A 26,923-nucleotide genomic window follows, 5' to 3' on the forward strand; every position below is an offset into this window, starting at 1 on the left:
CTGACCGTCTTGACCCAGGCCGCAAGGCCCGCGCACCCCAGCGAGGCACCCGTGAACCATCCCGCCCCCGAGCAGCCCGCCGACGTCGTCGCCCGACTGCGCGCCACCTTCCGCAGCGGTCGCACCAAGCCCGTCGAATGGCGCACGACCCAGCTGCGCCGCCTGCGCGAGCTGCTCACGGAAAACGGCACCGAGCTGGCCGCCGCGCTCCACGCCGACCTGGGCAAGAGCTCCACCGAGGCCTTCCGTACCGAGATCGACTTCACGATCCGCGAGATCGACCACACCCTGGAGCACCTCACCGACTGGCTGCGCCCCGAGTCCGCGCCGGTCCCGGCGCACCTGGGCGCCGACGCCACCGCGTGGACGCAGTACGACCCGCTCGGAGTGGTCCTCGTCATCGCCCCCTGGAACTACCCGGCCCAGCTGCTGCTCGCCCCGGTGGTCGGTGCCCTCGCCGCGGGCAACGCCGTGGTCGCCAAGCCGAGCGAGCTGGCCCCGGCCACCTCGGCGGCCATCGCCCGGCTGGTCCCCGCCTACCTGGACACCGACGCGGTGGCCGTCGTCGAGGGCGGTGTCCCCGAGACCACAGCCCTGCTCGCCGAGCGCTTCGACCACATCTTCTACACCGGCAACGGCACGGTCGGCCGGATCGTCCTGCGCGCCGCCGCCGAGCACCTCACCCCGGTCACCCTCGAGCTGGGCGGCAAGTCCCCGGCGTTCGTCGACCGCGACGCCGACCTCGCCGTGGTCGCCGACCGGCTGGTCCGCGGCAAGTTCCTCAACGCCGGACAGACCTGTGTCGCCCCCGACTACGTCCTGACCGACCCGGAGACCGCGGCGGCCCTGGAGCCCCTGTTCGTGAAGGCCGTCGAGACGCTCTACGGCGCCGACCCGGCCGCCTCCGGCGAGTACGGCCGCATCATCAACGAACGGCACTTCGACCGCCTCACCGGTCTGCTGGACTCCGGCCGCACGGTCGTGGGCGGCGAGAGCGACCGTACGGCCAAGTACATCGCGCCCACCGTCCTCGCCGACGTCGACCCCGAGGCTCCGGTCATGCGGGAGGAGATCTTCGGCCCGATCCTGCCGATCGTCACCGTCGACGGCCTCGACGCCGCCATCGACTTCATCAACGACCGCGACAAGCCGCTCGCGCTGTACGTCTTCACCGACTCCGACACCACTCGCGGCCGTATCGCCGACGAGACCTCCTCCGGCGGCCTCGGGTACGGTCTGCCGCTCGCCCATCTCACCGTCTCCGACCTGCCGTTCGGCGGGGTGGGCGAGAGCGGCATGGGCAACTACCACGGCCGCTACTCCATCGAGACCTTCAGCCACCGCAAGGCGATCCTGGAGAAGCCGCTCGTCTGACCGCCGGGCGCGCGAGTGGTGTCACGGGCCAAGTCGTCTGAACGCCGGGCGCGGGTGGTGTCTCAGGGGCCGAACCGTCCGACCGGCGAGGGCGGGCGGTGTCACAGGCCGAACAGGGCCGCCGCGTTGTCGTGGCACACCGCCCGCAGCCACGCGTCGCCCAGCCCGAGGCGCTCCAGCGACCGCAGCTGGTGCAGGTAGGCGTAGGGGATGTTGGGGAAGTCGGAGCCCAGCAGAATCCGGTCGCCGAGCGCGGTGAGCCGGGGCAGCTCCGCGGCGGGGAACGGCATGAACGCCTCGGTGAAGTCGGTGAACGCCATCGTCGTGTCCAGCCGCACCTCCTCGTACCGCTCGGCGAGGTCCAGGAACTCCGTGTACTCCGGCATCCCCATGTGCGCGACGATCAGCCGCAGCCTCGGGTGCCTCGCCAGCACCCGCGCGATGTTCTCGGGGCCGGTGTGCTTGCCGGGCGCCGGCCCGGATCCGCAGTGGATCACCACCGGGACACCGGCCTCGGCCAGCACGCCCCACGCCCGCTGGAGAAGTGCGTCGGCCGGGTCGTAGCCGCCCACCTGCACATGGGCCTTGAACACCCGCGCGCCGGCCTCCACGGCCTCCTGGACGTAGGCCTCGACGTCCGGCTCGGGGTAGAGCGTGCAGGTGTGCAGACAGTCCGGGGTGCGGGCGGCGAAGTCGGCGGCCCAGCCGTTCAGCCACCTGGCCATGCCGGGCTTGTGGGGGTACAGCATCGCGGTGAAGGCCCGGACGCCGAACCCCCGCAGGACGGCCGTGCGCTCCGCCTCCGCGGTGCGGTAGGTGATCGGCCACTCCATGCCACCGGTGAGCGGTCCGACGGAGTCGAAGTAGTCCCAGACCTTGTGCAGGACACGCTCGGGCATGAAGTGGGTGTGGACGTCGACCAGCCCCGGCAGGCCGAGGCGCTCCCAGAAGCGCCGGACCTCACCGGCCTCCTCGCTGACGGGCGCCACGCGGTGATCGTTCATGCCGCCCACCCTCCGCCCTGAGCGGCCGACGAGGCGAGACCTTCCGCGGGCGGCGCGGTGAGGCGTCCGTCACATACCGTTCGCCCATCCGCGGGAGTTCCCCGGCGGCGGAGCCGACGCGCCGACCGGCTCTCCTACCCTCGAAGACGACGAGCGCAGCACTGCGGGACACGGGGGGCGACGATGCACGAGTGGGCGATGCCGACGACCTGGACACCCCCGGTCGAGAGCCACCGAGGCGACGGTTTCGTCGCCACCCCGTTCTCCGAGCGCTGCGCGGGCCTCGTCGAGGCCGGGCACCACGTGTTCCTCGGGATCAGCCCCGGCAACGGCTACTTCTCCGAGGACCGGCTCGTCGCGCTGCTGCGCTGGGCCGCAGCCCGCTTCGCCCGGATCGAGATCGCCCACCCCGGCACCGACACCGTCGCCTGCACCTATCTCGGCCGCGGCTACGAACCCCGGCACGCCCGCGCCCGCGCCCACCGCGACGTACGCCAGACGGCCAACCGCGTCGCCCGGGCCGTGGACACCGCGCGACTGGACCCCGACCGCCTCCGCGTCGCGCAGTTCCACGCCTTCCACGACACCCCCGCGTACCGCGCCGCCCGCGAGCGCATCGCCCGCGCCCACCGGGAACAGGCCGCCTTCCACGCCACCTGCACCCGCATGGTCTCCGGCGTCCTGCGCACCACGATGCCGGCCGGCTGGACCCCGACCACCGGCCAACTGACAGCGGGCTCCGAGTACTTGGACAGCGAGCTGCCCTTCCTCCTGGACACCCCGGGCATCCTTGGCGTCCCGGCCTCCGTCTTCGCCTACCGGGCCACCCCGGCCCTCGCGGGCTTCCTCTACGGCCCGGACGCCCTGCTCCCGGCCGCGGACACCCAGGGCTTCGTCACGGTCGAACCGCTCCCGGCGGCGCGCTGACGCCGTACCGGGACCCGGGGTGTGCCGTCCCGCGCCGCTTCCGGCAAGCTCGACACCGGACAGCACCACCGCACCCCCGCAGAGAGTTGACGTCATGACCGACAAACTCACCGTGAGCGTCCTGGGCACCGGCATCATGGGCGCCGCCATGGCCCGCAACCTGGCCCGCGCCGGACACGCCGTCCGCGCCTGGAACCGCAGCCCCGACAAGGCGCGGCCGCTGGCCGAGGACGGCGTCGCGATCGCCGGCAGTCCCACCGAGGCGGTACGGGGCGCCGATGTCGTCCTGACCATGCTGTACGACGGCCCCGCGGCCCTGGACGTGATGCGCCAGGCGGCCGAGGGCCTGCGCCCGGGCATCGCCTGGGTGCAGTCGACCACCGCGGGCGTCGAGGCGATCTCCGACCTGGCCGCCTTCGCCCGCGAGCATCAGCTGGTCTTCTTCGACGCCCCCGTGCTGGGCACCCGCCAGCCCGCCGAGGCCGGTCAGCTGCTCGTCCTCGCGGCCGGACCGGTCGCCGCCCGTGACACGGTCACGCCGGTGTTCGACGCCGTCGGCGCGCGCACGGTGTGGACCGGGGAGGACGGGGCCGAGGGCAGCGCGACCAAGCTGAAACTGGTGGCCAACAGCTGGGTGCTGTCGGTGACCAACGCGGCGGGGGAGGCGCTCGCCCTGGCCAAGGCCCTCGGCGTCGACCCGCAGGGCTTCTTCGACGCCATCGACGGCGGACCGCTCGACATGGGCTACCTGCGCGCGAAGTCGGGGCTGATCCTGGAGGGCCGCTTGTCCCCGGCCCAGTTCGCGGTCTCCACCGCCGCCAAGGACGCCCGTCTCATCGTCGAGGCGGGTGCGGGCGGCGGCGTACGCCTGGACGTGGCCGCCGCGAGCGCGGAACGCTTCGAGCGGGCCGCCGCGCAGGGACATGGCGACGAGGACATGGCGGCCGCGTACTTCGCCAGCTTCGACGAGAAGGCGTGAGCGTGGCGGAGCCTGCATGGAGAGCGGCGGGGCAGGCGTGAGCGTGGCGGGGCAGGCGTGAGCGTGGCGGGGCAGTACGTGAGCGTGGCGGAGCAGGCGTGAACCGGGTGATGAACGCCCCGCGCGTCAGGTCTCGCTGCTCAGCGGGTGACTGAAGCCCTGGTCGGAGATGAGCCGGGCGCCCTGCGCGAGCTCGCCGGCGAACCGCTCCACCGCCTCGTACGGGAAGCGGTGGCTGGGCCCGCTCACGGAGAGGGAGGCCACGACCCTGCCCGTGCGCCCGGTGACGGGGACCGCCACGGCGGTGAGCCCCTCGTCGAACTCGCTGCTGCTGACGGCGTACCCGCGCTCGGCTGCCTCCGCGGCCCAGGTCCGCAGCCGCCCGGCCTGCTCCTCGCCCTGCGGTGAGGTGGCCGCGACCCGGCGCAGAAACGTCTCCGAGGCGTCCCGCAGCAGGATCTTCGAGGAGGCGCCGGCCCACAGGGGCTGCTCGTCACCCACGTCCACGACATGGCGCAGCGGATGCGGGCTCTCCTCGTGGGCCACGCAGATCCGGTGGACGCCCCGGGCCACGAAGAGGTTGACGGTCTCGCCAAGCCGGTCCGCGAGGTCCCGCATCACCTTGCGGGTCTCCTGCGGCACCTCCCACTGGCCGCGCGCCAGATAGGCCCAGCGCCACAGGGCCGGCCCCGCTGTGTAGCCGGACGGGTGCGCGCCCAGCAGCCCCGACTCCTCCAGGGTCTGCACCAGCCGCAGCGCGGTCGTCTTGGCGAGCCCGGTCGCCTCGGTGATCTCCCGCAGGGTGATCACGGGCCGGTCCTCGGTCAGCAGGGTGAGGATGTCGAAGGCCCGCCGCACACTGCGCACCCCGCCCGACTGCTGGTCGGGCTCGCCCTCCGCCCGCGTCCGTCCCTCGCTCACCCGACTGCCTCCCCGTCGCGTCCGCTGATGGTCCGACCGTAGTCCGCTCTGCGGACCCAGGAAACCACGCGATACCGGAAATCTTCGTCGGACTCCTCCCGATGGAGGGGATCCGGCCCCTTGTTCGGACGCCACGCGCGTCCTAGGCTGACCGCAGAGTGGATCGAGTGATCCGTCTAGTGGTCCAACGGGGAGTCTCAGTGACAGGGAGCGACCATGCGTAAGTCCATCGCCACCGTCTGCCTCAGCGGCACCCTCACCGAGAAACTCACCGCCGCCGCCCGCGCCGGATTCGACGGGGTCGAGATCTTCGAGAACGACCTCCTGGCCAGCCCCCTCACCCCGGAGGAGATCGCCGCCCGCACCGCCGACCTGGGCCTCAGCATCGACCTGTACCAGCCGATGCGGGACATCGAGGCCGTCTCCGAGGAGGACTTCACCCGCAACCTCAGGCGCGCCCGGCACAAGTTCGAGCTGATGCGCAGGCTCGGCGCCGACACCGTCCTCGTCTGCTCCAGCGTGTCCCCGCGGGCGGTGGACGACGACTCCCTCGCCGCCGAGCAGCTCAGCCGACTCGCCGACCTGGCCCGGGAGTCCGGCGTCCGGGTGGCCTACGAGGCGCTCGCGTGGGGGCGGCACGTCAGCACCTACGACCACGCCTGGCGCATCGTCGAGGCCGCGGGGCACCCGGCGCTCGGCACCTGCCTGGACAGCTTCCACATCCTCTCCCGCGGCTCCGACCCGAAGGGCATCGAGGACATCCCGGGCGAGAAGATCTTCTTCCTCCAGCTCGCCGACGCGCCCCGCATGGCCATGGACGTCCTCCAGTGGAGCCGCCACCACCGCTGCTTCCCCGGCCAGGGCGGCCTCGACGTCGCCGGACTCCTGCGGCACGTCCTGAACGCCGGGTACGAAGGCCCCCTGTCCCTGGAGGTCTTCAACGACGTGTTCCGCCAGGCGGACGCGGGCCGCACCGCCCTGGACGGCCTGCGCTCCCTGCTCGCCCTGGAGGAGACCGCCGGGGTCCTGCCGCTCCCGGCCCCGGTGGTCCCCTCAGGGGTCGCCTTCGCGGAACTCGCCACCAGCGACCCCGAACCCGTCGGCGCACTCCTCACGGCCCTCGGCTTCACCCGCACCGCCCGCCACCACGGCAAGCCGGTCGACCTCTGGGCGCGGGACGAGGCCAGGGTCCTGGTCAACGCGGGCGCCGCAGGCCGCCGTACGGACACCACGCTGGCCGCCGTGGGCCTGGAGACGGCGGATCCGGAAGCCTCCGCCCGCCGCGCCGAAGCCCTGCTCGCGCCCGCCCTGCCGAAACGCCGGAGCGCACAGGACGTCCCCCTGGAGTCCATCGCTGCCCCGGACGGCACCGAAGTCCTCTTCTGCGCCACTGGCCGCCCCGAACTCCCCAGCTGGACCGACGACTTCGCCCGCACGGCGGACAGCGCCCCCGCCGGCCGCACGGCGATCGACCACCTCGCCTTCACCCAGCCCTGGCACCACTTCGACGAGGCCGTGCTGTTCCATCGCACGGTCCTCGGCCTGAGCCCCCACGACACCGTGGAACTCGCCGACCCCTACGGCCTGTTCCGCAGCCGGGCCCTGTCCGCTTCCTCCGCCGCGGACGGGCCCCGACTCGTCCTCAACCTCGCGCCCTCCCCGGAGGAGGACGGCGGAACGCGCGCCCGGCACGTGGCGTTCGCCGTCGACGACCTCGTCGCGGCGGTGCGCGGCTTCCGTGCGGCCGGGGCGCGGCTGCTGCAAATCCCCGCCAACTACTACGACGACCTGGAGGCCCGGTTCGACTTCCCGGAAGGGGAGTTGGAGACCTTCCGCGAACTCGGCATCCTCTACGACCGCGACGAGCAGGGCGGGGAGTTCCGCCACTGCTACACCGAGACGGTCGGGCAGGTGTTCTTCGAGTTCGTGCAACGCTCCGGCGGCTACCGCGGCTTCGGCGCGGCCAACGCGCCCGTCCGGCTGGCCGCACAGCGCAGGTAGGAGTTCGGGAATTCGCGCCGGTCGCGGGTCCGGGGTGTCCCGTCATCCGCTGGTCCCGGGTGTGTCGTCATCCGCCGGTGCCGGGTGTGCCATCATCCGCCGATGACCTCCGAAACGATCACCGCGGACGCGGCAGGCACCTGGACACTCGGCGATCTCACCGTGAACCGCATCGGCTTCGGCGCGATGCGGCTGACCGGCAGCGCGGCCTTCCACCTCGGCACCCCGAGCGACCGCGCGCGCTCCGTGGCGGTGCTGCGCAGAGCGGTCGAGCTCGGTGTCGACCACATCGACACGGCCGCCTTCTACTTCTCCTCGCTGCGTTCCGCCAACGAGATCATCAACAGCGCGCTCTCCCCGTACCCCGACGACCTCGTCATCGTCGCCAAGGTCGGGCCGTACCGGGACTACTCCGGGGAGTGGGGGACCTCGGCCCGGCCGGAGGACCTGCGCGGCCATGTCGAGGAGAACCTCCGGCAGCTCGGCCGCGACCACCTCGACGTGGTCAACCTGCGCCGGATGGGGCAGGACTCGATCGCCGAGCACTTCGGGGCACTGGCCGAACTGCGGGACAAGGGACTGATCCGGCACCTCGGCATCTCGAACGTCTCACCCCGCCACCTCGCCGAGGCGCAGGCCGTCGCACCCGTGGTCTGCGTCCAGAACCGGTTCGGGCTGGGCTCCGGCAACCCGGGCACCGACGAGATGCTGCGGATCTGCGGCGAACAGGGCATCGCCTTCGTGCCGTTCTACGCCATCGCCGGCGAGGGCGGCGAGCAGGGAGCCACCACCGGCCACGACGAGGCGGTCCTGGCGATCGCCGAGGCGCACGGCGCCACCCCCGCCCAGATCCGGCTCGCCTGGACCCTCGCCCAGGGCCCGCACGTCCTCGCGATCCCCGGCACCGGCAACCCGGACCACCTCGCCGAGAACGTCGCGGCGGGCGCGCTCCGGCTCACCGACGACGAACTCGACACGCTGAACTCACTGCATCGCAAGGCGGGTTGAGCGGTCATACCACCCAGGTGCCGTCCTTCATGATGTGCCGCCCGCGCATCTCGTGGATGCCGTGCAGGGCCTGCACCGCGCGCGGGCGCACCTCGAAGAAGGCGTAGGACGGGCTGTCCTCGCGCGGATCCCAGCCGTGCTTGGCCAGGAACGCGTCGAGCGCCCCGGCCGGTACGTCCTGGCCGCCGTAGGTCCGCACGTCACCGTCGATGAGCACGACGTCCTGGGTGTCCCCGAAGGCCAGCCGGGTGCGGCCGCCGTCGTGCAGATTGCGGCCCGTGGGGTTGGTGATCCGGGTGGACAGCCACACGCACCCTTCGTGCCAGACGAACCACAGCGCGACCAGACAGGGCAGCCCCTCGGCGTCGGCGGAGGCCACCCAGATGTCCGTCTCCCGCTCCAGGCGGGCCAGTACGTCGCGCTTGCGCTGCTCGGGGGCGCGGCTCTCGGTGATCGTCATGGGCGGGAGGCTACCCCTGACCCGGTCACCGGCGCCTCGGTCCCGGGCCCTAAGACCCTCGACCGAGCCCACCCGAAGAGGCCTTCGCCCACGGGAAGGGGCCGACGGCAAAAAGCCTTTGAGCGCGGCGGCGCGACGCTGCTAGGTTCCCGGTGGATCGTGAATCGTCGTAGGGAGGTGAGCCCCGTGAACGCAGTTACCCGTGGGTGCTCCCTCACTCCGTCACGGTCCGGCGGCTGACGTTCGGTGTCGCCGGGAGCGCCTGAGATCGAGGCACTCCTGGAGGGAGACTCCGATGAACACACAGCCTTTCCCCACCCGTCCGAGTGGGCACGCGGTGACGGTCACCCGGGTCGCGGACAGACAATGGCACGCCCTGGACGACGACTTGGTGGTCGGCCGCGGGCATGCCCTGCACCGGCCGGACGGACGCCTGTTCGTCAGCATCGACGCCTGGCACGAGGCCCCCTTCGACCGGCTCGCCGAGGCGATGCAGGCGGCCCTTCCGGCGCCCCTGTACACGGTCGTCGACGAAGCCGACACAGAACTGACGGCCCGTTGGCTACGAGCCGGGTTCACCGTCCGGCGTCGTGAAGGGGAGTACGCCGTGCCGACCGACCCGCGTCTCACCGGGCTCGGAGAAGTCCTTCCGCCGCCCGGCGTGACGATCGTGCCGGCCGGTGAGGCGGACGAACGTCTGCTGCGCGCGGTGGACGGGGCGATCCGCGAGGAGGTCGAGGCGGGCGCCGGCTGGCAGTCGATGCCCGCGGAGGTGATCCCCTTCCCCGAGGGCGACACCGTCGTCGACCCGTCGAAGTACGCGGTGGCCGCTGCACCTGACGGCTACCTGGGCCTGATCCGGGTGGTGACGGTGATCCGGCCGCGCATCGGGCTGCTCGCGGTCCGGTCCGGCGCACAGCGGCGCGGTATCGCCAGGGCCCTGCTGGCCCACGCCCTGGGAACACTGCACCGCGCCGGGTTCACCGAGGCCTGGGCCGAGGTCCAGGAGACCAACCGGGCGGCCTCGGCACTGTTCGCGGGCGTCGGCGCCCGCCCGACGAGCAGCAACCTGGAGCTGGTGCGATGACGAAGGACAAGAACGTCATCGAGGTCGAGGGCCGGGTCGTCGAGTGCCTGCGCAGCGCCATGTTCACCGTGGAGCTGGAGAACGGCCACCAGGTGCTCGCGCACATCAGCGGGAAGATCCGCAAGCACTACATCAAGATCATGCTGGAGGACCGGGTCCTGGTGGAGCTCCCGCCGTACGACCTCAGTCGCGGCCGGATAGTCTTCCGGTACCGGAACTGACGCCGGTCGGCATCCCCGGCAGCAGCTGAACCGGGGCTCCGGTCAGGGCGTCCGCCCGACCGGAGCCCCGCCGGGCTCAGCCCAGCCGCTCGTGCAGGAAGGGCACCGTGCGCTGCCAGGCCAGGGCGGCGGACTCGGGGTCGTGGACCGGGCGGCCGTCGTTGAAGAAGGCGTGGCCGGCCGGGTACATGCGCAGGTCGGGCGTGATCCCGGACTGCTCCCTGACCGTCTCGCGCAGGGCGTCCAGGTGCTCCGCCGGGATGCTCTCGTCGAGCTCGCCGTAGTGGCCCAGGATCTCCGCCCGCAGCCCGGAGAAGTCGGGCAGCTCGCCCTGGATCACCCCGTAGAACGGCACGGCCGCGCTCACCCGTGGATCGGCCGCGGCCAGGTACAGCACGAATCCGCCGCCCATGCAGAAACCGACCGCGCCCACGGTCTCCGAGGTGACCTCGGGCAGCGACAGCAGGTGGTCGACCGCCCCGGAGAGCAGCTCCACGCCCCGCCCGACCGGGAGCTCCTGCATCATCCGCAGGGCCTCCGCGTCCTCGTGGGCGACGTTGCCGCCGTACAGGTCGGGTGCGAGGGCGACGAAGCCCTCCGCCGCGAGCCGGTCGGCGACGTCGGCGATGTGGTCGGTCAGACCCCACCACTCCTGGATGACGATGACGCCCGGGCCGCTCCCGGCCGGCGGCAGCGCCAGATAGCCGTGCGCGGTGGTACCACCGCTCGGGAAGGTGACGTTCTGGTGGGCGGGTTCTCCGGTCGACTTCGGCAGTTCGGTCACGGTGCTCGACTCCTGTGCGGCAGACCTGTGGTGGGGGGGCGCCGGGGCGGGACCCCGGCGGTGATCGCCAGCCTGTCACACGCCCTCCGGCCAGCCTGTCGCGCGCCCCTCGGCCCGCCTGTGGCGGCCCTGGAGGAAGAGACTGGCGTCTCTGACGTTTTACGTATAACCTCTCCCGTCAACCACCCCTCCCGGAAGGCTCCGATGAGACGCGTCGCCCTGGTCACCCTCGTCGTCGACGACTACGACGAGGCGATCCGCTTCTACACCGAGGCCCTCGGCTTCCGGCTCGTCGAGGACACCCCCCGCCCCGACGGCTCGCGCTGGGTCGTCGTGCGCCCGGACGCCCGTGAGGGCGGCACCGACCTGCTGCTGGCCCGCGCCAAGGACGAGGACCAGCGCGCCCGGGTCGGGGACCAGACCGGCGGTCGCGTCGGGTTCTTCCTGCACACCGACGACTTCGCCAGCGACCACGCCCGGATGCTCGCCGCGGGCGTGACCTTCCTGGAGGAGCCGCGCCACGAGCCGTACGGCTCGGTCGCCGTCTTCCAGGACCTGTACGGAAACCGCTGGGACCTGCTCCAGCCCGCCGCCTGACCCTCCCGCCACCCTGTTCGAGGAAAGACCCGCCATGACCGCTACGCGCGTAGACGCCGCTTCCGTACGTCGCCTCCCCAAGGCCGTCCTGCACGACCACCTCGACGGCGGCCTGCGTCCCGCCACCCTCGTGGAACTGGCGGCCGAGGTCGGCCACACCCTGCCCACCACCGACCCCGACGAGCTCGCCGCCTGGTACGTCGAGGCCGCCAACTCCGGCGACCTGGTGCGCTACATAGCCACCTTCGAGCACACCCTCGCCGTCCTCCAGACCCGCGCGGGCCTGCTGCGCGCGGCCGAGGAGTACGTCCTCGACCTGGCCGCCGACGGTGTCGTCTACGGCGAGGTGCGCTACGCCCCCGAGCTGAACACCACCGGCGGACTCGCCATGGCCGAGGTCGTCGAGACCGTCCAGGAGGGCCTCGCGGCCGGTATGGCGAAGGCCGCGGCGGCGGGCACCCCCGTCCGGGTCGGCACCCTGCTGTGCGGGATGCGGATGTTCGACCGGGTCCGCGAGGCCGCCGACCTGGCCGTGGCCTTCCGGGACGCCGGTGTCGTCGGCTTCGACATCGCGGGCGCCGAGGACGGCTTCCCGCCCGCCGACCACCTCGCCGCCTTCGAGCACCTGCGTCGCGAGAACGTGCCCTTCACCATCCACGCGGGCGAGGCCCACGGCCTGCCCAGCATCCACCAGGCCGTGCAGGTCTGCGGGGCCCAGCGCATCGGCCACGGTGTGCGCATCACCGAGGACATCCCCGACCTCGCGAGCGGCAAGCTCGGCCGGCTCGCGGGCTGGGTCCGCGACCGCCGGATCGCCCTGGAGATGTGCCCCACCTCCAACCTTCAGACCGGTGCGGCCGTCTCGATCGCCGAGCACCCGATCACGGCTCTGAAGGACCTCGGTTTCCGGGTCACCCTCAACACCGACAACCGGCTGGTGTCGGGGACGACGATGACCCGTGAGATGACTCTCCTGGTCGAGGAGGCGGGCTGGACCGTCGAGGACCTGCGCACGGTCACGGTCAACGCCCTCAAGAGCGCGTTCATCCCGTTCGACGAGCGCAAGGCCCTCATCGAGGACGTCGTCCTGCCGGGCTACGAAGCCGCGCTCTGAAGCAGCCCCCGCAGATAGGCGGCCTGTCCGACGTGCTGGAGATCGTCGGACAGGACGCTCACCAGCCGGACGCCCAGCGTGACCGGCGGATCCCACCTCTCGTCCACGACCCGCTCCAGATCCTCGGCGGTCAGCCCGCGCAGGGCTTCGAGACTCTGGGCGTGGACGGCGTCGTAGTACCCGGTCAGCAGGTCCGCGGAGTCGACCCGCACCTTCGCGACCTGCGCGGAGCTGTGGCCGTAGCCGATGTCACGCGGCTTCAGACCGAGGCCGAACTGCTTCTCCCAGTCCTGCGTCAGCCAGACCTGGTCGAGTCCGAAGGCGCCGGCCACGTGGTCGTCCTGGACCCGGGTGAGATGCCAGACGAGCCAGGCGATCGAGTTGGCGTCCGGGCCGGGGCGGTGGTGGAGGTCGTCCAGGGGCAGGCCCTCGACGACGGCGTGGACTTCTTCCTGGATACGGGTGAACCCGTCGATGAGGATGTCCTTTGCATGCATGACGTCCACCCTCGCGCATCGCACCGCGTTCCGCCTCGCAAAAACCGAACCCGCGTCCCGCTGCGCAGAACCCGACGCCGAGTCCCGCTGCGCAGAACCCGGCTCTGTGAATCGCTGCGGAGAAACGGAACCCGTGGCCGCCCGCCGCGCAGGACCCGAACCCCGTCTCACGCGTCCGGGATCCAGCTCCCGTGGAAGCCCAGCGGCACCCGGCCCGGCAGATGGATGCGGGCCACCGGCTCGGCCGTGAAGTCCTGGGCCGAGAGGATCAGCAGGTCCGAGGCCCCGCGATCGGGGTTGTGGACGTACGCGATGGCATAGCCGTCGTCCTCGGCGGCCCGTCCGTCGCAGGCGTCTGACGGTACGAACACCGCCTCGCTCGCCGCCGCGCCCCGGGGCAGCCGGTGCACCTGCGTGGTCCCGCGCAGCAGGTCGTGCTTGATGAGTGCGTTGCTGAACGCCCGGTCGGGCGGCGGGTTGCCGTCGACCGCCTGATAGGCCGCCGCCATCTCCGCGGAGGCGGCCGCGTAGCCGTAGCGGTGCCGACGGGACACCAGCGCCTCGTTGACCCGCGGGAACTCCTGCGGCCGGTCGTCGAGGGTCCGTACCCGCACCCGGCCCTGCCGCAGGTCGACCGTCCAGCGGTCCAGCCGCGGAGTCCCCGGCCCGTACGGCCCGCCCGAGCCGTTGCCCGCCACCAGGAAGGGCCCGTCGAAGTTGGTCGTGTCGATGACCAGGTTCGGACCCTCCTCGTAGGCGTTCAGGGTGTGCGAGTAGTACACCGGGTCCACCTCGAACCAGCGCACCGCACCGCCCTTGCGCGGCAGCACGCCGATCCGCGCCGGATGCCGGTCGTTCCAAACGTACGGCACGATGTCGCCGCGCTCGGCGCCCGCGGGGTCGAAGGTCACCGGCATGTCGAGGATCACCACGTAGTGCTCGGTGAGCGCGAAGTCGTGGATCATCGGCGCGTCCGCCACCGGGACCTTCGTACTGCGCGCGACCCGGCCGGCCGGGTCGACGACCAGGTGCCGGACGTGGTCCCAGGTCGGGTAGTAAGCGATGGCGTGCAGCTCACCGGCGTGCGCGTCGAACTTGGTGTGGGCGGTGAACGCGCCCTCCAAGGTGCCGCGGAAGTCGTAGGTGCCCACGGTGTTCAGCTCGTCGTCGAGCTCGTACGGCAGCGGTCCGCTCTCCTGGAGCGCGAGGATTCGCCCTCGGTACGGGATCACGTGGGTGTTGCACGGGAAGTCGTCGGGCGGGACCGGGCCCGGGTAGGGCTCGCCGAGCTTCTTCGCCACCTGAGACGAACGCACCCAGCGGTTGCGGTACCACTCGGCCCGCCCCTCGCGCAGGCGCACGCCGTGCACCATGCCCTCGCCCAGCATCCAGTGGTGGGCGCGCGGGTCCTCCAGGCCCAGGGCGTTCGGGCCGTTGCGCAGATAGCGGCCGTTCAGCTCGCGTGGGATGCGGCCGGTGACCGGCAGGTCGAAGGCCGTCAGCTCCTCGGTGACGGGCTTGAACGCCCCCTCCAGAAAGGGGAAGCGGCGCGCTGCCCGGGGTGCCGCCGCGGCGGGCGAAGCAGCCGCTCCGGTGCCGACGAGCGCCCCGGCCGCCGTGATCGCTGCCGCGCCGCGCAGGACATTGCGTCGGGTGGGATCCGTCATCGTCATCTGCCCTACTCCTGACCGTGGTTGTGCTCGGGAACGGTCACGAGTCTGGTGCGCGGAACGGATCAGGTCAGGAGGGGTGGGGCCCGTCCTGGGGTGTACCCAGACCCCCTGTTTCCAGCAGAGCGTCAGGTTTCGAGCAGGGACATCAGCGCCCGGGCCGCCGGACTGGTCGCCTGCGGAGGCGGCAGCAGGGCGACCGTCTCGTACACGGCCTCGCCGGTGCCCTTGACGGGCAGCGCCGTCAGCGCCGGCCGCTTGTGCCGGAAGTGCTGCGGAACGACGGCCACGCCGAGGTTCTCGTCGACCAGGTCGAGAAGGCTGTGCACGTCGTTGACCTCCAGCGTGACGTTCCGGCGCAGGCCCGCCTCGGCGAAGGCCGCGTCGGTGGTGCGCCGCGGGCCCCAGTCGGGATGGAAGTCGACGAACACCTCTCCTGCCAGGTCCTCCGGCGTCACGGCCGCGCCGGCGGCCGCCAGCCGGTGACTGCGGTGGCACAGCACGGTCATGGGCTCGCTCGACAGGGGTACGACCCGCAACTGGTCGGTGTCCTCCTGGGCCGCCCGGACGGCGAACGCCAGATCCAGCCGACCGGCCGCGACCTCCTCCGCGAGCGCGGCCGAGCCCGCCTGGCGCAGACAGATCTCCACGTCCGGGTGCTGCCGCCGGAACGCGGCGAGCAGCCCCGCCACATGCAGCCCGGCGACACACTGCTCGGAGCCGATGGCGAGCGTCCCGCGCAGGACTCCCTGCACCGCGGCCACCGCCTCGTGGGCCGACCGCACCTGGGCGAGGATCCGCTCGGCCTCGCCCAGCAGCGCCCGCCCTGCCGGGGTGAGCGTCACCCGCCGGGTCGTCCGCACGAACAGCGGGGTCTGGAGCTCCCGCTCCAGCGCGCGGATGGACGCGGACAGCCCCGACTGGGACACGAGCAGCCGCTCGGCGGCCCGGGTGAAATGCTGGTCCTCGGCGACCGCGACGAAATGCTGGAGATGACGCAGTTCCATGATTGAGAAGCTTATCCGCTGAATTCCATCACATTCTTCTGTTGGACCAATGGCCCGAGGTCGCGAAAGAGTGGGTGGAGGATCTGAGGACGGATCCGAGGACCTCCGTGTCAACCCCTCTGGAGTCGCGTTGTACACCGCACACCCCGACCGCTACGCGGACATGCCCTACCGGCGCACCGGCCGCAGCGGCCTGAAGCTCCCCGCGATCTCGCTCGGCCTGTGGCACAACTTCGGTCCGGCGGACCGTACCGTCGAGACCCAGCGGGCCATCCTGCGCCGGGCCTTCGACCTCGGGGTCACGCACTTCGACCTCGCCAACAACTACGGTCCGCCGCCCGGCGCCGCCGAGTCCGCGTTCGGCGAGGCCCTGAAGGACGACTTCGCGTCCTACCGCGACGAGCTGGTCATCTCCACCAAGGCCGGCTACCTGATGTGGCCGGGACCGTACGGCGAGTGGGGCTCCCGCAAGTACCTGCTGTCCTCGCTGGACCAGAGCCTCACCCGGATGGGCCTCGACTACGTCGACATCTTCTACTCGCACCGCCCCGACCCGGAGACTCCGCTGGAGGAGACGATGGGCGCGCTGCACACCGCGGTCCAGCAGGGCAAGGCGCTGTACGTCGGCATCTCCAACTACAACGCCGAGCAGACCCGGGAGGCCGCCCGCATCCTCGGCGAGCTGGGCACCCCGCTCCTCATCCACCAGCCCCGCTACTCGATGCTGGACCGGCGACCCGAGGACGAGGGCGTCCTGGACGCGCTGGACGAGGTGCAGGCCGGTTCGATCGTCTTCTCGCCGCTGGAGCAGGGTCTGCTCACCGGCCGCTACCTGGACGGCATTCCCGAGGACTCCCGCGCGGCGAGCGACAGCCCCTTCCTGAACTCGGACGCGGTCACCGAGGACCTGGTGGCCAGGCTGCGCGCTCTGAACGACCTCGCCAAGGACCGCGGCCAGACCCTGGCGCAGCTCGCCCTGGCCTGGGTGCTGCGCGGCGGCCGGGTCACCTCGGCCCTGGTCGGCGCGAGCAGCCCGAAGCAGATCGAGGACAGCGTGGGCACGATCGCCAACCTGGACTTCGAGGCGGAGGAACTGGCCAGGATCGACGCGATCGTCAAGGGCTGACCGCCCTCGGAAGCGGGCGCGTGAGCGAACGGGCACCGGCTTGCGGCCGGTGCCCGTTGGTCGTGCCGTTCTCCGGTTCGGCCCTCAGGCGCCCGCGGGCAGCCGGTCCAGGAAGCCTAGCACGGTGCCGATCCGGCCGTCGTCGGCCAGCGTGATCACATCGGAGCCGGCGACGGGTGCCGACCCGTCGGTCTCGTTCACCAGCTCCCAGCAGAAGCGCGCGGTGTCGTGATGGCCCTCCACGACCCCGGTGAGGCGGAAGGCGAAGCCGGGGAACTGCTCGTGGGCCGCCGCGATGACCGCGGCGATGCCGTCGTGGCCGACCACGTCGGCGAGCGGATCGGTGTAAGTGCCGCCTGCCGTCCAGGCGGCCGCGACGGCCTTCGTGCGGGCCTCCGGCTCGCGTGCGTTCCAGGCTTCGAAGTAGCGGGCGACGGCGTTCTCGTAACGGTCCGTGTTCGCGGGCATGGGGAATCAGCCTCCATCGAGGTCGTCTGTGCTGGTGGGACCCGGTGTCACCACCCTGCCCGCGTCGCCGGGAGCCGTCGATTACTTCTCGGGTCATGACGTTTGAACGAGTACCCGTCAGATTTCGGCCACTGATGCCGGTGAATATGCCAAGAGACTGGCCAAAAAGATGTGGTGACAGTGTTTCAGTAGTGAACATACTCGACTGACAGGACCTTCACATCGAGCGAAGTGCCCGTTACTTACAGCAGCAAGAGCCGCGTAAAGCATATGAGCCGCACGGAAGCGAGGCCCTGCCGACAGCCGAACGGAGCAAGCGGGGGAGTGGATCGTGCACGACGAATTCCTGTGCCATGTCACGGGGTACGGCATGTGTGACGGGCGGCGTATCGGTGTACCCCTCGGAACCTATCGCGCGCCCACGCTGGCGCTCGCGCTGTGGTGGCTGCGTGACCGGGCCTCCTGGATCGCGGACCGATTAGACCCGCAGCCCGAGGCCGGGTTCTTCCCCGCGGGCGCCCTCGCCCCGGTTGCCGACACTGTGCTCGACGTGCCCGCCGTCATGCGGACCTGGTGCGCCGACCCGGCCCAACAGGATCTGGTCGCCGACGAGTTGGCGGCCGGACGGCTCATCCGGATCGCCGCGAGCGACGACACCACGGAGTACGAGCTCCTCGCGGAGTCCGTGGACGCGGTGAGAATGCACCGCACGGCGTCCACCCTGTTCACACCGGTGGCCTGAGCCAACTCCCTTGGGCGGACGGGCCGTACGGTTGCTGCGGCTCGCCGGATCGCGTGGCCCGCGGGCGCTCCGTACCGGTACGTTCCTGCTGCTCGTCACGTGGTCCCGTGCGCCGCCGACCGCGATCTGCCGCGCTCTCGCCGCACGTCACTTGCCCCCGCGAAGGCCGACCACCCACCCCGTGCGCCCCTGTTTCCCCCACTCGACTCGACGCCGTCCACCTCACCCACCCAGGGGCGCGGGGAACTGCGCGACCAGCCCCCCGGCCCGCAGCCGCCCGACAACCGAACTTGGCACCCCCCTGGACGCCCGACGCCTCTCGGCGCCACCAAGCCGCCCCCACCCCCTCCCGCCAGGCGGCCAATGGGGTGAATCGGTAGAATTCTGGCATGGCGGAGCGGCCGGTCGCGTCAGTGGCGCCCGAGCTCGTCCTGGAGACCGACACCGGCTCCACGGTGATGAGCCCGGGCCACGATTACCACGTGGGACGCGACCCGTTGAGCGACATCGTCATCGACGATGCCCGGGTCTCGTGGCACCACGCGGTGCTGCGACCCGAGGCCGGCCATTGGACCCTCGAGGACGAGAACAGCACCAACGGCACCTACGCCGACGGCCGCCGCGTCCACGAACGGGACGTCGGCCCCGGCAGCGTCATCCGCTTCGGCAGCCCCTCCGACGGCCCCTGCGCGGTCCTGCTGGGCCTGCCCACCCCCGAGCGTCCCTCGGCCGTGTCGATGCCCGGCCTGACCGGCACCTTCCGGCAGCCCACCGCCGTACGCCCGCTGCCCACCCGCACCGTCCGCATCGGCCGCGCCGACGACAACGCCCTGGTCGTCGACGACCTCGTCGTCTCCCGCCACCACGCGGAGCTTCGCGCCCTGCCCCACGGCGGCTACGAGATCGTCGACCTCGGCAGCCACAACGGCACCTACCTCAACGGCCGCCCCGTCACGAGCGCCCCCCTCGGCCCCGGAGACATCGTCGGCATCGGCCACTCGGCGTTCTGCCTCGTCGGCGACACCCTCCAGGAGTACGTCGACACCGGCGAGGTCTCCCTCGACGTCCAGGACCTCACCGTCGCCGTCGACCACGGCCGCAAGACCCTCCTCGACCACGTGTCCTTCCCGGTCGGCGAGAAATGCCTGCTCGCCGTCGTGGGCCCGAGCGGCGCCGGAAAGTCCACCCTCCTGAACGCCCTCACCGGCCAGCGCCCCGCCGACCACGGCACCGTCCTCTACGACGGCCGCGACCTGTACCGCGACTACGCCGAACTGCGCCAGCGCATCGGCCTGGTCCCGCAGGACGACATCCTGCACGCCCAGCTGACCGTCCGCAGCGCCCTCTCCTACGCCGCCGAACTGCGCTTCCCGCAGGACACCGCGAAGGCCGAACGCCGCGCACGGGTCGACGAGGTGATCCGGGAACTCGGCCTGGAGCAGCGCGCCGGACAGCCCGTGCACAGCCTCTCCGGAGGCCAGCGCAAGCGGGTGAGCGTGGCCCTGGAGCTGCTCACGAAACCCTCCCTGCTCTTCCTGGACGAACCGACCTCCGGTCTCGACCCCGGCATGGACCGCTCGGTGATGCACATGCTGCGCGGCCTGGCCGACGACGGCCGCACGGTCATCGTGGTCACCCACAGCGTCCTGAGCCTCGACGTCTGCGACCGCCTCCTGGTCCTCGCCCCCGGCGGGCGGATCGCCTACTACGGCCCGCCCGAGGACGCCCTGTCCTACTTCGGCTTCACCCAGTGGCCCGAGGCCTTCGAGGCCTTCGAGCGCGACCAGGACCGCGACTGGGCGGGTGACTTCCGGCTGTCGGCCTTCCAGCACCAGTACGTCGCCGAGGCCACCGCCCAGCCCCGGACCCCACGCTCGGAACCGGTCATCATCGCGCCGCCGCCGCGGCCCCGAAGCCGAGGCGCCCAGCTCGGCACCCTGATCCGCCGCTACGCCGCGGCCCTGAGCGCCGACCGCACCTTCCTCGCCATCATGATCGCCCTGCCGTTCGTCATGGGTGCCATGGCCCGGGCCCTCGCGGGCAGCCGGCTCACCCAGGACACCGCGATGAACGCGCTGCTCATCCTCTGCGTCGGAGGCGTCCTCACCGGCGCCGCGAACGCGGTGCGCGAGCTGGTGAAGGAGCGGGTCATCTACCAGCGCGAACGAGCCGTCGGCCTGTCCAGATCGGCGTACCTGATGTCGAAGGTCGTGGTGCTGGGCACGATCACCGTCGTCCAGGCGGTCGTGCTGACCCTGGTCGCCCTGCTCGGCGTCGACCTCAACGCTCCCGGCGGCGAAGGCGTGTTGATGCCGCCCCTTGTCGAAATCACGATCGCCGTCGCCCTGTTGGCGTTCACCGCGATGATGCTCGGCCTGCTCGTCTCCGCGCTGGTGCGCAAGGAGGAGGTGACGATGCCCCTGCTCGTCCTGCTCGCCATCGTCCAAGTGGTCTTCTGCGGCGCCCTGCTGAAGCTCCACGGCGTGCCGGGCCTGGAGCAGCTGTCCTGGCTGGTGCCCTCGCGCTGGGCGCTCGGCGCGATGGCGGGCACCATCGGCCTCGCCCGGATCGTGCCCGGCGACCTCACCGGCGACCCGCTCTTCAAGCACTCGGCGGGCATATGGCTCCTGAACATCGGCATGCTGGTGGTGCTCTCCGTGCTCTTCGGCTATCTCGTCTCGCGGCTGCTGCGTCGCCACGAACCCGCGGTCATGCGGAAGTAGGCCGCCGATGACGAGCACCGCGTTCCGGCCCACCCATGTCGTCCCCGGCCCCGGCATGCCCGCCTGGGAGGCCCCCGACCCGGCCCGCCCCACCGTGCCCCTGGACCCGCTGCTGCCCGTGCAGCTGCTGGAGCGGCGCGGCGACTGGGCGTACGTCCTGTGCGCCAACGGCTGGGCGGCCTGGGTCGACGGCCGCCTGCTGATAGCCGTACCGCAGGACCCGCCCGCCCCCGAGAGCCCGCTCACCCGTGCCGCCGACCCCCGCCCCCTGCTGTCCCGCGCCTCCGACGCTCTCGCCCGCTACCGGGCCGCCGTCGAGGAGCTGGCCGGCGGCGGGCTGGACGGGGAGGCGTTCCGCGGGCGCACCCGGGGGCTGCGGATCGGGGTGATCGTCGACGGGGAGGACGTGTGGCTGTACGACGCCGCGCACGGGCGCTGGGTGTACGCGGAGGGGACCCGGCTCAGCACCTACGCCGCCGACGAGGGTCCGCAGGTCGGCGGCCACGCCCCTACGGAGGTGGCGGGGACGGGCGGTCACGCCCCGACCGAGGTGGCGCAGGCGGCCGGACACCCCCCGACGCAGGTCGTGACGCGCGATGGCCCGTGAGACCAGCCTCTTCGCCGGCCGTCCCTCCGAGCTGGTGGGCCGGCAGGTCGCGAGCTACCGGATCGAGCAGGAGATCGGCCGGGGCGGTATGGCCGTCGTCTACCGGGCCAGGGACCTGCGCCTGGACCGCACGGTGGCGCTGAAACTGCTGGCCCCCGAGCTCGCCCGCAACGACACCTTCCGCAACCGCTTCAGTCACGAGTCCCGGGTGGCCGCCGCGATCGACCACCCGCACATCGTGCCCGTCTTCGAGGCGGGCGAGACGGATGGCGTGCTGTACATCGCCATGCGGTACGTGGCCGGCAGCGACCTGCGCCATCTCCTGGACCGGCAGGGCCCGTTGGCGCTGCCCACCGCGCTGCGGATCGCCGCCCAGGTCGCCTCCGCGCTCGACGCGGCCCATGAGCACGGGCTCGTCCACCGCGATGTGAAGCCCGGCAACATCCTGGTAGCACGCGGCACCGACAGCGACCATCCCGAGCACACCTACCTCACCGACTTCGGCCTCACGAAGAAGTCCCTGTCGCTGACCGGGTTCACGACGGTCGGCCAGTTCGTCGGCACGCTCGACTACGTGGCCCCCGAGCAGATCTCCGGCCGCCCGGTCGACGGCCGCTGCGACGTCTACGGGTTCGCCTGCGTGGTCCACGAGACCCTCACCGGCCACCCGCCCTTCCGCCGCGACGACGACATGGCCCTGCTGTGGGCCCACCAGTACGACGAGCCCCCGGCGATCTCCCGGTCCCGCCCCGGCCTCCCCGCCGGCCTCGACGACGTCTTCGCCAAAGCCCTGGCCAAGACCCCCGACGACCGCCACGACTCCTGCCTCTCCTTCGTCGCGGCCCTCCGCTCGGCGGCAACGGGCGACCCCGTGCCTCCGGCACCCGCCGTACGGGTGCCGGAGGCAGACGAGACCCGACCGAAACCCCCACCTCACTGGGGCCGCCCAGTCGTCCGGGAGCGATAGCCGGCCCGGACGTGGTCGTCCCCCGGCTCACCTCACCCGGCGCCTGAGGCGATCTCCCCTTTGCGGTGGACCGGTCGGGCCGGCAGTGCGCCCAGGAAGCCGGTGACCAGGCCCCACAGGGCCCCCAGGCCGACCGCGGTCCAGAGCTCCGGCTTCAGGAACAACTGTCCGCCCAGTCCGCCGCCGAGGTCGCCGATGCCGAGGACCGACAGGCCGAACTGCGCGGAGATCCGGCACAGCAGGCAGATCATCAGGACGGTGAGGGCCAGGGCGAGCGCCAGACGCACGGCGTGACGCCAGGCGGGGACGCGGGCGGGGGAGCGGGCCGCCATCAGGAAGGCGAGCGCGAGCAGCAGGACCGCGTCGAGCACCAGGAGCCACCAGACCCGGCCGTCGTGTGCGGCGAGGGTGCGCAGATTGAGCGCCTGGGTGTCCTTGGACCGCAGCACCTCGTCCAGGACGTGCGGCATGGGCAGTCCGAAGGGCCCCTGCACCTTGCCGTTCCAGGTGGCGCCGAGACCGATCGTCAGGGCGAGCCAGACCAGGTTCGGCATCCCGAGCAGGATCACCGCGAAGGTCTCCGGCACATGTCCCCGGGTCGCGGCCACGACCAGGGCGACGAGGGTGCCGAGGACGACGTACGCGAGGAGCAGGATCACCATGGCGTGCGCCGCCGGCCGCACCGACTCCTGGAACGGCAGCAGTCGGCCGGGCAGGGGAGCCCGGCGCGACACCAGCAGCGCCAGGACCAGCACCCCGGCAAGCCACAGCAGGCCGAAGAAGAGGGTCGGCAGCACGTCCGTCGTGAAGCCGACCTCGGGCGAGACCCCGAACAGATCGCCCAGGTCACCCAGCGTGTCGTCGCCGAGGGAGAGCTTGAAATTCTGCCGGGCCGTGAACGCCGGTACGACGAGTGCCACCAGCCACAGCACGGCGATCCTGGCGGCCCATCCGGTCAGTTCCCGGCCGCCGACGACCGCTCGGTGCCGCAGCGGCCGCAGGAAACCCGCGCCGAGCACCAGCGCGCCGGTGAGGGTGACGGAGAGCGGGATCACGGTCAGTCCGGCCTTGCTGTCCGCGAGCCCTCCCGCGCTGCCGGACAGCTTCACGGTCCCGCCGACGGCCGTGACCACGGTGGCCATGACAACCCGCGGGAACGCCCCGTCCGGGAGATCCGCCGCACCCGCCCCCCACAGCCCCAGCGCGGCCACCAGCACCATCGCGGCCAGCGCGCCCAGCACCGCGGCGACGGCCTGCACCCAGCCGTGCCGAGCGACGACTGCCTGGTCGGAGGGGAAGAGGGGGCTCACCCCGCCACGCTAAGCAGCCCTGCGACCGACCGCCTGCCGGGAGGTCCGTCCGCGTCCGCTTGCGGGCGGCGACGGACCGGTGCAGACAATAGGTATGTCGCGGAGAAATGCGGCCGAATCGGGGCATTGGATCACGTGCCGCAGGAGTCCCGCGCCGGGAAGAAGAGCTCGTGAGCGTCGAACCGCCGTCGTCGGGCCGCCCCACCGGGCCGCCCTCGGGCCCGCTGTCGGGTCCCTCGCAGCCGCCTTCGGGCCCGCCGTCACAGCCGCCCTCGGGCCCGCCCTCGCAGCCCCCGGGCGGCGGCGGAGGCACCTCCGCACCCGAACCCCGCCGCCCCTGGTGGGGATCGGCACCCAGGGTCGCGCTGATCGCGGCCGCGGTGGTCGCCGCCGTGGTCCTCGCGGTGGTCTTCACCCGGTCCGGCGGGGGTTCCGGCACGGCCGGGGGCAAGGGCGAGATCTTCCTCCAGGCCGCCGGGAAGACAGGTCCCGAGCCGTTCACCGAGTCGACCGCGAAGGACAGCTCGATCCCGCCCGTCAGCGCCTCCCCGGCCGGCTCGTCCGAGCAGGCGAACGCCGTCCGCGGCGTGGACGGCTCCGCTCCGGGTCTCTACGGCGGCACCCGCAACGTCTCCAGCTGCGACGTCGAGAAGCAGGTCAGGGCCCTCCAGGCGGACCCAGCCAAGAACGGCGCCTTCGCCGCGGTCGCCGGTGTACGGCCGTCCGAGGTCCCGGCGTTCCTGCGCGGGCTCACACCCGTCCAGCTGCGCATGGACACCCGCGTCACCAACCACGGCTACCGCGACGGCGCCGCCACCAGCTACCAGGCCGTCCTCCAGGCCGGCACTGCGGTCCTCGTCGACGACCGCGGAGTGCCCCGCACCCGCTGCGCCTGCGGCAACCCGCTGACCCCGCCGATCGCCCAGCAGACCGCGCCGAAGCCCACCGGCGACACCTGGTCCTCGTACCGCCCCTCGAACGTGGTCGTCGTCGCGCCCTCGACGACGGTCATCAACGTCTTCGTGATCTACGACGCCGACCACCACGACTGGATCGGCAGGCACCGCGGCGACACCGGCCACAAGGACCACAAGGTGGAGCCGCCCGTACGGCCCTCGCCCTCGGTGACCGTGACGACGCCGACCCCGCCGACGAGCCCCGGCACCTCGACCTCGCCGGCCTCCCCGCTGCCCTGCGTCTCCCTGCCGCCCGGCGTCGGCGGAACCCCGTCCGCGCCCCCCTCAGGATCCGCGAGCCCGTGCCCGCCGAGCTCCAGCGCCCCGTCCTCGCCACCACCGTCCTCGTCACCCCCGTCCTCGTCACCCCCGAGCCCGCCGTCCTTGCAGCCGCCCAGCAGTGCCTCCTCGGGTGAGCAGCCGCTCGCGCCCGACTCCTCGGCACCGGAGTCCCCGGTCGTGTGACGCGTCTCCAAGACTGCGCCGCGTGGCTCGGGGTACGAGCACTGGTGCAGCAGCGTCCGGCCAGTCCGGCATCCGAGAGAGAAACGCATGATCGATCACCTGGACGGGGCAGTGATACCGACTGGTTTCGACGTGCCCGTCGAGCCGCTTCGGCAGGCGGCGCACTACACGGGCGAGCCAGGATGCATCGCCGAGGCCCGCGCCTTCGCCGCGCACTTCCTCGGCCGGCTCAGGACCGAGTGGTGCGCGGCCATCGACGACCGTGTGCAGGAGGAGGTGCTCCTAGTGGTGAGCGAACTCGTCACCAATGCCGACCGGCACAGCAACGGGCCGTACATCCTCGAACTGGAGGGCACCGACAGCGCGGTCGTCGTCACGGTCTACGACAGCAGCGCCGCCCTGCCGCGCCGGTTCCCCCGGGACCCCGAGCGGATCGGGCGGCACGGTCTGGAGATCGTGCACGTCCTCGCGCGGGAGGTGGCGGCGGAACGCGTACCGGTGGGCAAGCGGGTCCGCGCCGTGCTCGGCCTCGGCGAGAAGAACTGACGACACGGACTGGGAAAAGAACTGACAGAGCGGGTGCCGTCCGTGGACGACACCCGCTTCGCTGTGCGCTCGGACGTCCGAGGCGCGCGCTCTCGTCAGGCGCAGCCCAGCTCGCCCAGCATGCCCTCGCGCAGCCGCGTGATGATCCGCTTGATCAGCCGGGACACGTGCATCTGGGAGCAGCCGAGCCGCTCACCGATCTCCGACTGGGTGGCCTCCTCCACGAACCGCATGTGGATGATCTCCCGGTCGCGGTCGCTGAGCTCGGCCATCAGGGGGGCCAGCGACTGGAAGTCCTCGACGAGCCGCAGGCCGTCCTCCTCCACGCCGATGAAGTCGGCCAGCACCGATTCGCCGCCCTCGGGTCCGTCACCCGTCAGGGCGGCGTCAAGGGAGGAGGAGTTGTAGCCGTTCGAGGCGATCTGCGCCTCGACGACCTCCTTCTCGGAGATGTTCATCAGGGTGGCGAGTTCGGCCACGGACGGGTCCCGGTCCAGGCGGCTGGCGAGCTCCTCACGCGCCTTGGCCAGCTCGACGCGCAGCTCCTGGAGGCGCCGGGGGACGTGCACGGCCCAGGTGGTGTCACGGAAGAACCGCTTGATCTCGCCGACGATGTAAGGCAGCGCGAACGACGTGAACTCGACCTCGCGGGACACCTCGAACCGGTCGATCGCCTTGATCAGGCCGATCATCCCGGTCTGGACGATGTCCTCCATGTCGTCCCCGCGGCCCCGGAACCTGCCGGCCGCGAACCGCACGAGGGACATGTTCATCTCGATGAGGGTGTTGCGCGCGTACTGGTACTCGTGCGTGCCCTCTTCGAGTTCCGTGAGGCGCTGGAAGAACTGGCGGGACAGCTCCCGCGCGTCCCGCGGGGCCACGGCCCGCGGTTCCTGGACTCCCGGCAGCGGTGTCCCACCCGTCCTGGTCCCGCTGGCGTGCCCGGCGACCTCTGTCTCCGGGCGGTTCACGGCGGTGACGGCGGTATGCATTACCTCTCCCACGTAAGTCACGGCTCGACGTCTGCCTCTTCGGCCTTGGTTGTCTCGGGTGCTGAAAGCGATCAGCGGCCTCCCGGGTACCCGGAACGCGCGGACCTATGCATCACCGGTTCACCGGCTTCACGAAATCTACCCACAGCTCCCTCGGCCTGCGCCTACCCGGGGAGTCACGACGCATGCCCGCCGAGTTCGCAGGCGGCGCAAAATCGCTGGTCGCGGCCGGGTTGAAGCGCAGGCGAGGCTGTGGTGGAGGGCTGCCGAGCAGCTGTGTCCGAACCACGTGGCCGGATCTCGACCTTCGGGACGGCGCCGACGGGGGCCTGTCCACTCAGGGCGGAACGCCGCCCCCTTCCCCTCGCCG

The 26,923-nt window shown here is 71.9% G+C and carries 26 protein-coding genes; 16 read left to right on the forward strand and 10 right to left on the reverse strand.

Annotated features, from left to right (window positions below; all coding sequences use genetic code 11):
* Positions 1-51 precede the first annotated feature (51 nt).
* Positions 52-1,374, forward strand: coding sequence for an aldehyde dehydrogenase family protein (locus IF54_RS0133575; RefSeq protein WP_030325747.1), 1,323 nt, complete (start codon positions 52-54; stop codon positions 1,372-1,374).
* Positions 1,375-1,475: 101 nt separating this feature from the next.
* Here the strand turns inward: IF54_RS0133575 and IF54_RS0133580 are convergent, their stop codons facing one another.
* On the reverse strand, positions 1,476-2,378 hold the full coding sequence (locus IF54_RS0133580) for an amidohydrolase family protein (RefSeq protein WP_030325748.1): 903 nt from the start codon (positions 2,376-2,378) through the stop codon (positions 1,476-1,478).
* A gap of 183 nt (positions 2,379-2,561) precedes the next feature.
* On the opposite strand from IF54_RS0133580, the gene IF54_RS0133585 reads away from it, so the two are divergent.
* Positions 2,562-3,305, forward strand: a complete 744-nt coding sequence (locus IF54_RS0133585; RefSeq protein WP_030325749.1) for a tRNA-dependent cyclodipeptide synthase — start codon at positions 2,562-2,564, stop codon at positions 3,303-3,305.
* Between the two features lie 94 nt (positions 3,306-3,399).
* The gene (locus tag IF54_RS0133590) at positions 3,400-4,284 is read left to right on the forward strand and encodes an NAD(P)-dependent oxidoreductase (protein WP_030325751.1); all 885 of its coding nucleotides are present in this window, start codon (positions 3,400-3,402) and stop codon (positions 4,282-4,284) included.
* Positions 4,285-4,410: 126 nt separating this feature from the next.
* Here the strand turns inward: IF54_RS0133590 and IF54_RS0133595 are convergent, their stop codons facing one another.
* Positions 4,411-5,205 (reverse strand): IclR family transcriptional regulator, encoded by a 795-nt coding sequence (locus IF54_RS0133595; protein ID WP_030325754.1) that lies wholly within the window; start codon positions 5,203-5,205, stop codon positions 4,411-4,413.
* Between the two features lie 216 nt (positions 5,206-5,421).
* Here IF54_RS0133595 and IF54_RS0133600 point away from each other — a divergent pair, with 216 nt between their 5' ends.
* Entirely contained in the window at positions 5,422-7,206 is a 1,785-nt protein-coding gene (locus IF54_RS0133600; RefSeq protein WP_030325755.1) for a sugar phosphate isomerase/epimerase and 4-hydroxyphenylpyruvate domain-containing protein, read from the forward strand.
* Positions 7,207-7,308: 102 nt separating this feature from the next.
* Positions 7,309-8,214, forward strand: coding sequence for an oxidoreductase (locus IF54_RS0133605; protein ID WP_030325756.1), 906 nt, complete (start codon positions 7,309-7,311; stop codon positions 8,212-8,214).
* Positions 8,215-8,218: 4 nt separating this feature from the next.
* Here IF54_RS0133605 and IF54_RS0133610 read toward each other — a convergent pair whose 3' ends face one another.
* The gene (locus tag IF54_RS0133610) at positions 8,219-8,674 is read right to left on the reverse strand and encodes a pyridoxamine 5'-phosphate oxidase family protein (protein WP_030325757.1); all 456 of its coding nucleotides are present in this window, start codon (positions 8,672-8,674) and stop codon (positions 8,219-8,221) included.
* A gap of 295 nt (positions 8,675-8,969) precedes the next feature.
* Between IF54_RS0133610 and IF54_RS0133615 the strand changes: the two genes are divergently transcribed.
* Positions 8,970-9,761, forward strand: a complete 792-nt coding sequence (locus IF54_RS0133615; protein WP_030325758.1) for a GNAT family N-acetyltransferase — start codon at positions 8,970-8,972, stop codon at positions 9,759-9,761.
* A complete protein-coding gene (gene infA / locus IF54_RS0133620; RefSeq protein ID WP_030325761.1) occupies positions 9,758-9,982 on the forward strand; it encodes a translation initiation factor IF-1 in 225 nt (74 codons plus the stop codon). Before IF54_RS0133615 ends, infA begins: the two co-directional genes overlap by 4 nt.
* A gap of 76 nt (positions 9,983-10,058) precedes the next feature.
* On the opposite strand, the gene IF54_RS0133625 is transcribed toward infA, so the two are convergent.
* Positions 10,059-10,766: a dienelactone hydrolase family protein gene (locus tag IF54_RS0133625; protein ID WP_030325763.1), complete on the reverse strand. Its 708-nt coding sequence runs from the start codon at positions 10,764-10,766 to the stop codon at positions 10,059-10,061.
* A 204-nt stretch (positions 10,767-10,970) separates the two neighbouring features.
* Here IF54_RS0133625 and IF54_RS0133630 point away from each other — a divergent pair, with 204 nt between their 5' ends.
* Together IF54_RS0133630 and IF54_RS0133635 are read left to right on the forward strand one after the other, a co-directional pair.
* Positions 10,971-11,363: a VOC family protein gene (locus IF54_RS0133630; RefSeq protein ID WP_030325766.1), complete on the forward strand. Its 393-nt coding sequence runs from the start codon at positions 10,971-10,973 to the stop codon at positions 11,361-11,363.
* Between the two features lie 34 nt (positions 11,364-11,397).
* The gene (locus IF54_RS0133635; RefSeq protein WP_030325767.1) at positions 11,398-12,477 is read left to right on the forward strand and encodes an adenosine deaminase; all 1,080 of its coding nucleotides are present in this window, start codon (positions 11,398-11,400) and stop codon (positions 12,475-12,477) included.
* Here the strand turns inward: IF54_RS0133635 and IF54_RS0133640 are convergent.
* The 3 genes from IF54_RS0133640 to IF54_RS0133650 form a co-directional block, all read right to left on the reverse strand.
* Positions 12,459-12,974 (reverse strand): mycothiol transferase, encoded by a 516-nt coding sequence (locus tag IF54_RS0133640; protein ID WP_030325768.1) that lies wholly within the window; start codon positions 12,972-12,974, stop codon positions 12,459-12,461. The two genes, IF54_RS0133635 and IF54_RS0133640, sit on opposite strands and share 19 nt — an antisense overlap.
* Positions 12,975-13,141: 167 nt before the next feature.
* Positions 13,142-14,647: a carotenoid oxygenase family protein gene (locus IF54_RS0133645; RefSeq protein ID WP_234439123.1), complete on the reverse strand. Its 1,506-nt coding sequence runs from the start codon at positions 14,645-14,647 to the stop codon at positions 13,142-13,144.
* 125 nt (positions 14,648-14,772) lie between these two features.
* Complete coding sequence (locus tag IF54_RS0133650; RefSeq protein WP_020138589.1) at positions 14,773-15,651, reverse strand: LysR family transcriptional regulator; 879 nt, start codon at positions 15,649-15,651, stop codon at positions 14,773-14,775.
* A 130-nt stretch (positions 15,652-15,781) separates the two neighbouring features.
* Between IF54_RS0133650 and mgrA the strand changes: the two genes are divergently transcribed.
* Positions 15,782-16,777, forward strand: coding sequence for an L-glyceraldehyde 3-phosphate reductase (gene mgrA / locus IF54_RS0133655; protein WP_030325771.1), 996 nt, complete (start codon positions 15,782-15,784; stop codon positions 16,775-16,777).
* A gap of 84 nt (positions 16,778-16,861) precedes the next feature.
* Here mgrA and IF54_RS0133660 read toward each other — a convergent pair whose 3' ends face one another.
* A complete protein-coding gene (locus IF54_RS0133660; RefSeq protein WP_030325774.1) occupies positions 16,862-17,245 on the reverse strand; it encodes a nuclear transport factor 2 family protein in 384 nt (127 codons plus the stop codon).
* A 331-nt stretch (positions 17,246-17,576) separates the two neighbouring features.
* On the opposite strand from IF54_RS0133660, the gene IF54_RS0133665 reads away from it, so the two are divergent.
* The 4 genes from IF54_RS0133665 to IF54_RS0133680 all read left to right on the forward strand — a co-directional run bounded on the left by IF54_RS0133665 (position 17,577) and on the right by IF54_RS0133680 (position 22,284).
* Positions 17,577-17,987, forward strand: coding sequence for a hypothetical protein (locus IF54_RS0133665; protein ID WP_030325775.1), 411 nt, complete (start codon positions 17,577-17,579; stop codon positions 17,985-17,987).
* Between the two features lie 389 nt (positions 17,988-18,376).
* Complete coding sequence (locus IF54_RS0133670) at positions 18,377-20,710, forward strand: FHA domain-containing protein (RefSeq protein WP_030325776.1); 2,334 nt, start codon at positions 18,377-18,379, stop codon at positions 20,708-20,710.
* A gap of 7 nt (positions 20,711-20,717) precedes the next feature.
* On the forward strand, positions 20,718-21,317 hold the full coding sequence (locus IF54_RS0133675) for a hypothetical protein (RefSeq protein ID WP_030325778.1): 600 nt from the start codon (positions 20,718-20,720) through the stop codon (positions 21,315-21,317).
* Entirely contained in the window at positions 21,307-22,284 is a 978-nt protein-coding gene (locus IF54_RS0133680) for a serine/threonine-protein kinase (RefSeq protein WP_030325781.1), read from the forward strand. Before IF54_RS0133675 ends, IF54_RS0133680 begins: the two co-directional genes overlap by 11 nt.
* Positions 22,285-22,316: 32 nt before the next feature.
* Here the strand turns inward: IF54_RS0133680 and IF54_RS0133685 are convergent, their stop codons facing one another.
* Positions 22,317-23,594, reverse strand: a complete 1,278-nt coding sequence (locus IF54_RS0133685; protein WP_030325783.1) for a streptophobe family protein — start codon at positions 23,592-23,594, stop codon at positions 22,317-22,319.
* Between the two features lie 170 nt (positions 23,595-23,764).
* Here IF54_RS0133685 and IF54_RS0133690 point away from each other — a divergent pair, with 170 nt between their 5' ends.
* Both IF54_RS0133690 and IF54_RS0133695 read left to right on the forward strand, forming a co-directional pair.
* Positions 23,765-25,015, forward strand: a complete 1,251-nt coding sequence (locus IF54_RS0133690; RefSeq protein WP_030325785.1) for a DUF6777 domain-containing protein — start codon at positions 23,765-23,767, stop codon at positions 25,013-25,015.
* Positions 25,016-25,102: 87 nt separating this feature from the next.
* Entirely contained in the window at positions 25,103-25,561 is a 459-nt protein-coding gene (locus IF54_RS0133695) for an ATP-binding protein (protein ID WP_030325787.1), read from the forward strand.
* Between the two features lie 95 nt (positions 25,562-25,656).
* Here IF54_RS0133695 and IF54_RS0133700 read toward each other — a convergent pair whose 3' ends face one another.
* On the reverse strand, positions 25,657-26,553 hold the full coding sequence (locus IF54_RS0133700) for an RNA polymerase sigma factor SigF (protein WP_028809808.1): 897 nt from the start codon (positions 26,551-26,553) through the stop codon (positions 25,657-25,659).
* Positions 26,554-26,923: the final 370 nt, after the last annotated feature.

Origin of the sequence: Streptomyces sp. NRRL B-3229 (genome assembly GCF_000719505.1) — a bacterium.
Classification (GTDB): domain Bacteria; phylum Actinomycetota; class Actinomycetes; order Streptomycetales; family Streptomycetaceae; genus Streptomyces; species Streptomyces griseorubiginosus.

Coding starts and splice junctions, on each gene's coding strand:
- IF54_RS0133580 (WP_030325748.1), bottom strand. CDS start 2,378: ATGAACGATCACCGCGTGGCGCCCGTCAGCGAGGAGGCCGGTGAGGTC.
- IF54_RS0133585 (WP_030325749.1), top strand. CDS start 2,562: ATGCACGAGTGGGCGATGCCGACGACCTGGACACCCCCGGTCGAGAGC.
- IF54_RS0133590 (WP_030325751.1), top strand. CDS start 3,400: ATGACCGACAAACTCACCGTGAGCGTCCTGGGCACCGGCATCATGGGC.
- IF54_RS0133600 (WP_030325755.1), top strand. CDS start 5,422: ATGCGTAAGTCCATCGCCACCGTCTGCCTCAGCGGCACCCTCACCGAG.
- IF54_RS0133605 (WP_030325756.1), top strand. CDS start 7,309: ATGACCTCCGAAACGATCACCGCGGACGCGGCAGGCACCTGGACACTC.
- IF54_RS0133610 (WP_030325757.1), bottom strand. CDS start 8,674: ATGACGATCACCGAGAGCCGCGCCCCCGAGCAGCGCAAGCGCGACGTA.
- IF54_RS0133615 (WP_030325758.1), top strand. CDS start 8,970: ATGAACACACAGCCTTTCCCCACCCGTCCGAGTGGGCACGCGGTGACG.
- infA (WP_030325761.1), top strand. CDS start 9,758: ATGACGAAGGACAAGAACGTCATCGAGGTCGAGGGCCGGGTCGTCGAG.
- IF54_RS0133630 (WP_030325766.1), top strand. CDS start 10,971: ATGAGACGCGTCGCCCTGGTCACCCTCGTCGTCGACGACTACGACGAG.
- IF54_RS0133635 (WP_030325767.1), top strand. CDS start 11,398: ATGACCGCTACGCGCGTAGACGCCGCTTCCGTACGTCGCCTCCCCAAG.
- IF54_RS0133640 (WP_030325768.1), bottom strand. CDS start 12,974: ATGCATGCAAAGGACATCCTCATCGACGGGTTCACCCGTATCCAGGAA.
- IF54_RS0133645 (WP_234439123.1), bottom strand. CDS start 14,647: ATGACGATGACGGATCCCACCCGACGCAATGTCCTGCGCGGCGCGGCA.
- IF54_RS0133650 (WP_020138589.1), bottom strand. CDS start 15,651: ATGGAACTGCGTCATCTCCAGCATTTCGTCGCGGTCGCCGAGGACCAG.
- IF54_RS0133660 (WP_030325774.1), bottom strand. CDS start 17,245: ATGCCCGCGAACACGGACCGTTACGAGAACGCCGTCGCCCGCTACTTC.
- IF54_RS0133670 (WP_030325776.1), top strand. CDS start 18,377: ATGGCGGAGCGGCCGGTCGCGTCAGTGGCGCCCGAGCTCGTCCTGGAG.
- IF54_RS0133675 (WP_030325778.1), top strand. CDS start 20,718: ATGACGAGCACCGCGTTCCGGCCCACCCATGTCGTCCCCGGCCCCGGC.
- IF54_RS0133680 (WP_030325781.1), top strand. CDS start 21,307: ATGGCCCGTGAGACCAGCCTCTTCGCCGGCCGTCCCTCCGAGCTGGTG.
- IF54_RS0133695 (WP_030325787.1), top strand. CDS start 25,103: ATGATCGATCACCTGGACGGGGCAGTGATACCGACTGGTTTCGACGTG.
- IF54_RS0133700 (WP_028809808.1), bottom strand. CDS start 26,553: ATGCATACCGCCGTCACCGCCGTGAACCGCCCGGAGACAGAGGTCGCC.